The organism is Pseudomonas sp. P1_F1_2 (assembly GCF_056405815.1).
In genome coordinates, this window is sequence record NZ_JBFUBK010000164.1 from 1 (window position 1) to 8,950 (window position 8,950).

Annotated in this window: 10 protein-coding genes; 3 read left to right on the forward strand and 7 right to left on the reverse strand. The window is 56.0% G+C overall.

Annotated elements, in window-relative coordinates:
• The first annotated feature begins 260 nt into the window (after positions 1 to 260).
• The 3 genes from AC1D2P_RS29445 (at position 261) to AC1D2P_RS29455 (ending at position 2,982) form a co-directional block, all read left to right on the forward strand.
• Entirely contained in the window at positions 261 to 1,676 is a 1,416-nt protein-coding gene (locus AC1D2P_RS29445) for a purine-cytosine permease family protein (RefSeq protein ID WP_223524593.1), read from the forward strand.
• A gap of 184 nt (positions 1,677 to 1,860) precedes the next feature.
• Complete coding sequence (locus AC1D2P_RS29450) at positions 1,861 to 2,079, forward strand: PLD nuclease N-terminal domain-containing protein (protein ID WP_477757481.1); 219 nt, start codon at positions 1,861 to 1,863, stop codon at positions 2,077 to 2,079.
• A gap of 609 nt (positions 2,080 to 2,688) precedes the next feature.
• On the forward strand, positions 2,689 to 2,982 hold the full coding sequence (locus AC1D2P_RS29455) for a fructose-bisphosphate aldolase (RefSeq protein ID WP_109784599.1): 294 nt from the start codon (positions 2,689 to 2,691) through the stop codon (positions 2,980 to 2,982).
• 204 nt (positions 2,983 to 3,186) lie between these two features.
• Here AC1D2P_RS29455 and AC1D2P_RS29460 read toward each other — a convergent pair whose 3' ends face one another.
• The 7 genes from AC1D2P_RS29460 to AC1D2P_RS29490 all read right to left on the reverse strand — a co-directional run bounded on the left by AC1D2P_RS29460 (position 3,187) and on the right by AC1D2P_RS29490 (position 8,877).
• Positions 3,187 to 3,612, reverse strand: coding sequence for a hypothetical protein (locus AC1D2P_RS29460; RefSeq protein WP_477757480.1), 426 nt, complete (start codon positions 3,610 to 3,612; stop codon positions 3,187 to 3,189).
• A 144-nt stretch (positions 3,613 to 3,756) separates the two neighbouring features.
• Positions 3,757 to 3,894: a hypothetical protein gene (locus AC1D2P_RS29465; protein ID WP_158283911.1), complete on the reverse strand. Its 138-nt coding sequence runs from the start codon at positions 3,892 to 3,894 to the stop codon at positions 3,757 to 3,759.
• Between the two features lie 189 nt (positions 3,895 to 4,083).
• Positions 4,084 to 4,593 (reverse strand): hypothetical protein, encoded by a 510-nt coding sequence (locus AC1D2P_RS29470; RefSeq protein ID WP_223524590.1) that lies wholly within the window; start codon positions 4,591 to 4,593, stop codon positions 4,084 to 4,086.
• Positions 4,594 to 4,623: 30 nt separating this feature from the next.
• Positions 4,624 to 5,070, reverse strand: coding sequence for an NUDIX hydrolase (locus tag AC1D2P_RS29475; protein WP_477757479.1), 447 nt, complete (start codon positions 5,068 to 5,070; stop codon positions 4,624 to 4,626).
• A 114-nt stretch (positions 5,071 to 5,184) separates the two neighbouring features.
• A complete protein-coding gene (locus AC1D2P_RS29480; RefSeq protein WP_046027697.1) occupies positions 5,185 to 5,733 on the reverse strand; it encodes a cupin domain-containing protein in 549 nt (182 codons plus the stop codon).
• A gap of 297 nt (positions 5,734 to 6,030) precedes the next feature.
• Complete coding sequence (locus tag AC1D2P_RS29485) at positions 6,031 to 7,329, reverse strand: NAD(P)/FAD-dependent oxidoreductase (protein WP_477757478.1); 1,299 nt, start codon at positions 7,327 to 7,329, stop codon at positions 6,031 to 6,033.
• Positions 7,330 to 7,386: 57 nt separating this feature from the next.
• Complete coding sequence (locus AC1D2P_RS29490) at positions 7,387 to 8,877, reverse strand: aldehyde dehydrogenase (RefSeq protein WP_477811729.1); 1,491 nt, start codon at positions 8,875 to 8,877, stop codon at positions 7,387 to 7,389.
• Positions 8,878 to 8,950: the final 73 nt, after the last annotated feature.

Consider the following 8,950-nt stretch of genomic DNA (forward strand, 5'->3'; position numbering starts at 1 on the left):
GGGTTTACGACTGCTACGCAGCCGGACGCAGGCTTCGCCAGCTGCTACATGTTGCGCGGTGTTTCGACGATCCAACCCCCTCTAATCCCACAGTTTTCTAGCGACCAACCGGCATACATTTTTTAACGTCTATACCCACAATCTTACTGATTTATCTCTCGCCACCCACCGCACATCATCAACTCCAACAAGAAAAGCGTCGCCCTGTGCGGCGCTCACCGAAGTACGTCCACGTACTCAAAATTGCCTTGGAGTCCGTCATGGTTACCGCTGCAACCACCACCGCCCCGCTCATTGAAAAACACACCATCGGCTACGTGCCGCCCGAAGATCGCCACGGCAAAACCCGCGACCTGTTCACCCTCTGGTTCGGCGGCAACATCGCCCCGCTGCCCATCGTCACCGGCGCCCTCGGCGTGCAAATGTTCCACCTGAACCTGGTGTGGGGCATCGTCGCCATCCTCGTCGGCCACTTGGTCGGCGGCGTGCTGATGGCGCTGCACTCGGCGCAAGGCCCGCAGATGGGCATCCCGCAAATGATCCAGAGCCGCGCCCAGTTCGGCTCCCTCGGCGCACTGCTGGTGGTGCTGATCGCCGGCGTGATGTACATCGGCTTCTTCGCCTCCAACATCGTCCTCGCCGGCAAGTCCCTGCACGGCGTCGTCGACAGCGTTCCGGTGCCGGTCGGCATCGTCATCGGCGCCCTCGGTTCCGGCATCATCGGCATCATTGGCTACCGCTTCATCCACGTGCTCAACCGCATCGGCACCTGGGTGCTCGGCGCCGGCATCGTGCTCGGTTTCGGCTACATCTTCACCCACGTGCAGACTGCCGACTTCCTCACCCGTGGCAGCTTCAACCTGTCCGGCTGGCTCGCCACCGTGTCCCTCGCCGCGCTCTGGCAAATCGCCTTCGCGCCGTACGTCTCCGACTACTCGCGCTACCTGCCGGCCAACGTGCCCGTGGCCGCCACGTTCTGGACCACTTACCTGGGCACCGTGCTCGGCTCCAGCCTCTCGTTCATCTTCGGCGCCGTCGCCGTCCTCGCCACGCCCGTCGGGATGGACACCATGGACGCCGTCAAACTCGCCACCGGCTCCATCGGCCCGCTGATGCTCGTGCTGTTTTTGCTCAGCGTCATCAGCCACAACGCCCTCAACCTCTACGGCGCCGTGCTGTCGCTGATCACCCTGGTGCAAACCTTCGCCTACCGCTGGATCCCCACCGCAAAAAGCCGCGCCGTCCTCTCGGTATTGGTCCTCGCCGCCTGCTGCTTCGCCGCCGTCGGCGCCTCCGCCAACTTCATCGGTCACTTCGTCGACATGGTGCTGGTGCTGCTCGTAGTGCTGGTGCCGTGGACCGCAATCAACCTGATCGACTTCTATGCGATTCACAAAGGTCATTACGACATTGATTCGATCTTCAAGGTCGATGGCGGGATTTACGGGCGGTACAACCCGCAGGCGTTGTTGGCGTACGCGATCGGGATTGTGGTGCAGATTCCGTTCATGAATACGCCGCTGTATGTCGGGCCGATTTCGGAGCACATCAATGGCGCTGATTTGTCCTGGTTGGTCGGCCTGCTGATCACCTCGCCGCTCTACTACTGGCTCGCCAACCGCGACACCGCTTACAAACGCCGCCTCGCCACCGGAAAACTGGCCACCTCGATCTAACTAACCCCGCAACTCCATGTGGGAGCGGGCTTGCCCGCGAATGCGGTAGGCCAGGCAAAATTGAATGACCTGACAGACCACCATCGCGAGCAACCCCGCTTATGCCTAAACCACAAAACCCAAAAATTAATGAACCCTGCCCACCATCACTCACCTAACTGAATGACCATCAGGAGGGTGACCCATGCAATTCGAAACAACCTGGATAGTACTTACGGCAGTTCTTCTACTGATCGAGCTATGGGCAATCAGCAGAGTCCGCAAAGCCGACGGCAAATCGAGCAACAAACTCTTGTGGATCGTGGTGATCGTGTTCGTGCCGATGATTGGGGTCCTGGCATGGGCAGCGTTCGGCCCGAAAAACACCGAACACAACCCGCATTCGCCGCAGGACCGACAATGACGTCGAACGATCCGCAACATCGATTTTGGTAATTGCACAAAGCCCCAACGATTCGGGGCTTTGTCGTTTCGGGCCATCCGAAAAACATGTAGGAAACCGCCCCCTGTGACGAGGGAGCTTGCTCCCGCTGAGCAGTGAAGCCGCCCCATTTTTCACCAAACTTTTAAACAACCCAAAACCCTGTAGCAGCTGGCGAAGCCTGCGTCCGGCTGCGCAGCAGCCGTAAACCAGTACACACGGTTCACCTGACACTAAACAACCTTTGATTTCACGCCCGCGACCCAACTGCATTCAATCGCAGCCACCCGCTAAAAACTCGAGTTTGCGTCCTACAACCCCGTTTGCAGCCACCAAAATCGACGCCTATATTCGAGCCGTCGCTGACCGCAGTCAGCGATAGGGTTTCGCAGCCCTGAAGAAGATGACGCACCGCTAAATGACAACTGTGGCAAACTTTGCCGCCGTTACGTTTTATGGCGGCTGTGTGTGGGAGACCTTCGGGTCTGCCGGCTTTTGTCTCTTCTCCGGTCTGCGAACCCACACATAGCTGCCACCTATTTGTTTCGCAGCAGAAAGGTGGCTACATAATCCTTTGAAGAGCTCATCTTTATGTCTACGAACAATCCGCCACGCCGCTTCACCCCCATGTCCCAATTCGCCACCGACTACCCCGTCCTGCTCATCGACAACGACGCCCCGCTACGCGAACTCCACAACTGCCTCAGCGAACGCCTCAACGCCGTCCTCAAATACCTAAACCTGATGGCCTGCACCAGCCTCCCCGACTACGCCGAAAACGACATCAACACCGTCACCAACATCGCCCGGATCATGGTCCAGGATGTGAGTGATGTGTTTCGGGTGATTGAGCAGCGTGGATTTGATGCGCCCAAAGGTAAGTAACCGCATTTCCACAAAAAAGGTGACAGATCTATTTATTAAATATAATTCGCACCTTCTCCACTAAAATAGTAAAAAATGGCGACAGATCTATCTATAAAAATAGATCTGTCGCCATTTATATTTCTCTAACTCTGAGCCCCTACCCTTTCGAGTTTGGTTCCGAAACTAATAGCTCTCGCATATGCAGGGTCCATTTCTGTGCCATCAGGGCGCCCCCCCTTCGGTTCTTACATTAATAAACTCCCCTTTTACTATGCCTTTTTCGAAATCCACTTCTTTTAATCGCATTGTACCTTCGACAAACTGACCTCCACTTATCATTTCACTGCCGCCTTGGATCAAAAGCGCGCTAAAACCTCCCGAACCAACCTTATAATCAACACTTGGTTTAAAATTTACGTGTCCAAAGTCCAAGCGAAACACCCAATGATTCGGCGCATCCTCTGGATTAAACCCATAAAAATATCGTTGACCGGAAGCAGTAAAACGGCCATTAACTTTAACTTTACTGGTAGCTACAGCAAAATCCCTGTCAGACAACTCAATTTCAAATTGAGCCTCCCAGTCATCACTCGATGACGAACCTAGTAGCCGAACATCATTTTTTTCAATCGTTTTATTACTGGCCATAAACGACATCCTGTTTTATTTATAAATGAGCACTCTCATTTCAGCCCATTCAGACTAATTAAATAAAACACACTCCACACCTGTAAAATATGACAGGTAATAAGATCATTCAAGCATAACCACAAAAAAACCCATTACCCTTAGCTATAACAGCAGGCAAAAAGCTGCCAGACGAAGATCGACGACATTAGTTGCACCCACATCAGCGACCATGACCAGCGTGAACTCAGCAATGCCAAGAAGGTCGGTAGCTGCTCGTATATCGGCGATCACAACCTGCATAACCAGTGTGATCCATGAAGCAATGATTGTACGGCTCACCGAGTGCCAGATAGAGCCGGCAGCAAATCAGAGGAACTAAAACCCGCATTACTGCGGGTTTTTCATGATCTGTTTCATACATGGCAGAATCCCCCAATCGCAATCAAAGGTGACAGATCTATTTATTAAATAAATCTTTCATCATTTCCACTAGTAAAGAGATTTGCTTTTACGCTCTTGCCTTTGCTTTTCTCTAGCTTCCCGCTCCTCCCTTTCAAACTTTTTCATTTCTTCATAAAATTTAGTTGATGTTAATCTGAGATTCTGCATATGACCGATTGCGACTGTTGTAGCAATGACTGTAGTGGCGCCAGCCCAGGCGGTTTTGTTCTGCGCAATTCTGCTTAAAATAGAATAGCAGGGCCACAGGCCGGGAATGCTCACGCCTAACTCTAACAGCAGCGTATACCCAAAAAGGAATGCACCCGCGAAAAGCAACCCGAGAATTGAGAACATACCCAAGTAATACATTATGGATGATGAAACAACCCACGCATTTCGGACAAAAACAGGAACAGCAAGTATTACACCGAGCAATCTATAACCGATTATCTCAGCAAAATTGTTATACCAACAAGGAAGAAAAGGCCGGAAAATATATGAAGCCATCCATATAACAAATATTACTTTTAACACTATAACAATAACGTCCCACCACATATGCACCTCGCCAACAAACAGCCACAGAGATCAATTCAGCAATGCGACCTTTTTAAGTAGATCGTAGAGCCCATCCGGCACCAACGGCGCGTCATCAGTAAAGCCCTCCCACGCCAGCCACTTCGCAGTGAACGTCGCGCCATCGGTTTCCTGACCGTCCAAATACGGCAACTCATAAGCACTAACATCCACAAACTTCGCATCGTAAACCTGAACAATTTCATGCCCCGGCCTGCCGGCGTAGGTAAAGATGTTTTCAAGCGTACCCAGCAAGCGGACATCGGTGATAGCCAAACCAAGTTCTTCCTGAACTTCACGTTCAATGGCTTGGGCACTGGTTTCGCCAAACTCGATTCCACCGCCGATTGGGCGGAAAAATGGGCGGTTTTTGATGGGGTCGTGGGCTTCGCTGAGCAGGATCTTGCCATTGTGATGGAAGATGCAGAGTGCGAGGGGGCGGATGCGGGGTGTGGTCATGAGGTGAAGTCCATTTCTTTAGATAAACGCTGAAGCAGCTGGTTCCATTCAGCATGGGTGTTGAATGCGGACGCAGCCTTCGGCAGCTGCTACAAGGTTGCGTCCGTTTTGAGGTTAGAAGTTTGCCGGGGTGTTGGCGCTGATGATTTCCGCTTCATCCTGGCCAATATTGCGAAACTTGTGCGGCAGGGTTGTCGGGAAGTAGTAGCCGTCGCCCGCGTTGAGCACACTGATCTGGCCATCCACGGTCAGCTCAACCGTGCCACGGGTTACGAGCCCACACTCCTCCCCTTCCGAATGCACAATCGGCTCTTCCCCCGAACTCGCCCCAGGCGCGTATTGCTCGCGCAACAACCGCATCTGCCGACTCGGCACCGAAGCGCCAATCAGCAGCAACCGCAGCCCATGACGCCCGAGATCCGGCTGTTCATTGGCGCGGAACACGTATTGGTGCTCACGCGGGGGCTGGTCGAAGGTGAAGAAGTCCGCCAAGGACATGGGGATGCCTTCGAGCAGTTTTTTCAGGGAGCTGACGGAGGGACTGACGCGATTCTGTTCGATCAGGGAGATGGTGGCATTGGTGACGCCGCTACGCCGGGCCAGCTCGCGCTGGGACATTTTGTAGCTTTCGCGTACTAATTTGAGTCTTGAGCCCGTGTCCATGACAGCCTTATGCGTGAATTACTTAAGGGGTAATGGGGGTGGATGGCGGGCGACTTTTGGCCGCGAAAAACACCGCTTCCCTGTCCCGGAAATTTGAAAGGCGGGTATTAAATCACGTTTGTTCGTGTTGCTCAGCAGGTTCGATAAATGGTTAGTTAAAAAGGTTGTTTTGACCTGATATCAGGGGGTTTGGCTGTGAAAACTGTAGGGGCGGTTGCTGTGTGTCAGCTGGCATTGATGGCGACGAGGATGGCCTCATCGCGAGCAAGCTCGGCTCCTACAGGGATTGCGGCGGATTTAGATGCCGAAACGGTCGCGCAGCGAGTAATACACGGCACCGAGGGCGGTCAATGGGGCCGAGAAGGTGCGGCCGCCGATCATTGGCATGTGTGGCAGCGAAGCGAACGCATCGAAGCGTTCGGCGTCGCCGCGGATCATTTCCGAGATCAGTTTGCCGGCCAGGTGCGAGCAGGTGACGCCGTGGCCGCTGTAGCCTTGCATGTAGTAGGCGTTTTTCTCGATGCGGCCGAATTGCGGCATACGCGACATGGTCAGCAGGAAGTTGCCGGTCCAGCGGTAGTCGATCTTCACGTCCTTCAATTGCGGGAAGGTCTTGAGGATTTTCGGCTTGATCAGTTGTTCGATGTCATCCGGTTCGCGCGCGCCGTAGACCACGCCGCCACCGTACAGCAGGCGGTTGTCCGCGGTGAGGCGGTAGTAGTCGAGCAGGTAGTTGCAGTCTTCGACGCAGTAATTGTTTTTGATCAGGCTGCGCGCTTGCTGCTCCGACAACGGTTCGGTGACGACGATTTGCGAGCCGCACGGCATGCTTTTGCTGGTCACGCGGTTGTCGAGGCCTTGCGGCAGGTAGGCGTTACCGGCGATCAGCAGGTACTTGGCCTTCACCACGCCTTTGGCGGTGCGCACGGTGATCGGTTCGCCGTAGGTGATTTCCACCGCCGCCGATTGTTCGTAGATTTTGCCGCCCAGGCCGATGATGGCCGACGCTTCGCCGAGGGCCAGGTTCAGCGGGTGAATGTGGCCGCCCTGCATGTCCAGCAGGCCGCCGACGTAGGCGTCGGACCCGACTTCGCGCTTGATGTCGGCCTTGTCGAGCATTTTCAGGTTCTTGTTGCCGTAGCGCTCCCAGCTCTTCTTCTGCTCGGCCAGGCCATTGAGTTGCTTCTTGTTCATCGCGGCGAAGATGCCGCCCGGACGGTAGTCGCACTGGATGTCGTAGTGTTGTATGCGCTGACGGATGATGTCGGCGCCTTCGAAAATCATGCTGCCAAGGATTTCAGCCGTCTTGTCGCCGTAGCGTTCTTCGATGACATCGACGTCGCGGCTATAAGAGTTGACCAGTTGACCGCCGTTGCGACCGCTGGCGCCGAAACCGACTTTGGCGGCTTCCAGTACGGTGACGCTGTAGCCGGCTTCGGCGAGGAACAGCGCCGAGGACAAACCGGTGTAGCCTGCGCCGATGATGCAGACGTCGCAGTCCACCGCACCTTCCAATACCGGGAAGTCGCCCTTGAAGTTGCGAGTGGCGGCGTAGTAGCTGTTTACATGTGTTTGTTTCGCAGAATCTTGTTTCATAGCTTTCTCCGATGGCCGCCGGCAGCGTGCCGGCGACCGTCGCTTTTTTTATAGGTGTTAGAGCTTGATCCAGGTCGCTTTGAGTTCGGTGTACTTGTCGAACGCGTGCAGCGATTTGTCCCGACCGTTACCCGACTGCTTGTACCCGCCGAACGGCGCGGTCATGTCGCCGCCGTCGTATTGGTTGACCCAGACGCTGCCGGCACGCAAGCCGCGAGCGAAGGTGTGAGCCTTGCTCAGGTTGCTGGTCCAGACSCCGGCSGCCAGGCCGAAGATGCTGTCGTTGGCGATGKSCAGGGCYTCTTCWKCGGTGTCGAAGSTGATCAGCGACAGCACCGGGCCGAARATTTCTTCACGGGCGATGGTCATGGCGTTGGTCACGCCGTCGAAAATCGCCGGTTCCACGTACAGGCCGCCGGTGCTTTCGAGGGTGCGGCTGCCACCCGCGATCAATTGCGCGCCCTGGTCTTTGCCGACCTGGATGTAACGCAAGACGTTGTCCAATTGACGCTGATCGACGACCGCACCGACGGTGGTTTCAGGGTCCAGTGCATGGCCCGGTTTCCAGGCTTGCAAGGCTTCCACCAGCAGCGGAATGAACTGCTCGCGGATCGAACGCTCGACCAGCAAGCGCGAGCCGGCGGTGCAGACTTCGCCCTGGTTGAAGGCAATCGCACCGGCCGCCGCTTGGGCTGCCGCGCGCAGGTCCGGCGCGTCGGCGAACACCACGTTCGGGCTCTTGCCCCCGGCTTCGAGCCACACGCGTTTCATGTTGCTTTGCCCGGCGTAGATCATCAGTTGCTTGGCAATCGCGGTCGAGCCAGTGAAGGCCAGCACGTCGACGTCCATGTGCAACGCCAGTGCCTTGCCGACGGTGTGACCGAAGCCCGGCAGCACGTTGAACACGCCTTTCGGGATGCCGGCGTCCAGCGCGAGCTGAGCGATGCGGATCGCAGTCAGCGGAGACTTTTCCGAAGGCTTGAGGATGAACGAGTTGCCAGCCGCCAGGGCCGGGGCGAACTTCCAGCTGGCCATGATCAACGGGAAATTCCACGGCACGATGGCCGCGACCACACCCGCCGGTTCACGGGTGATGAGGCCCAGTTGATCGTGCGGGGTGGCGGCGACTTCGTCGTAGATCTTGTCGATGGCTTCGGCGCTCCAGCGGATCGCGTTGGCGGTCGCCGGGATGTCGATGTTCATCGAGTCGTTGATCGGCTTGCCCATGTCGAGGGTTTCGAGCAGGGCGAGTTCTTCCTGGTTGGCCAGGATCAGGTCGGCGAAACGAATCAGGATGCGCTTGCGCTCGGCCGGGGCGAGGTTGGCCCAGATGCCGGATTCGAACGTGCGGCGCGCGACGGCGACGGCCGCATTGGCGTCGGCTTCGTCGGTGCTGGCGACGTTGGCCAGGAAGCGACCGTCGACCGGACTCGTGCATTCAAAGGTATCGCCGCTGAGTGCCGGGGCGTATTGGCCGTCGATGAACGCACGGCTTTCAATGGTTAGGGACTGGAAGCGTTGCTCCCAGTCGCTGCGAGTGTTTGTCATGGTTGTGACTCGACGTAGAGGAGTGTAGGAGCCGAGCTTGCTCGCRATAGCGGCGCATCAGGCGACATTGATG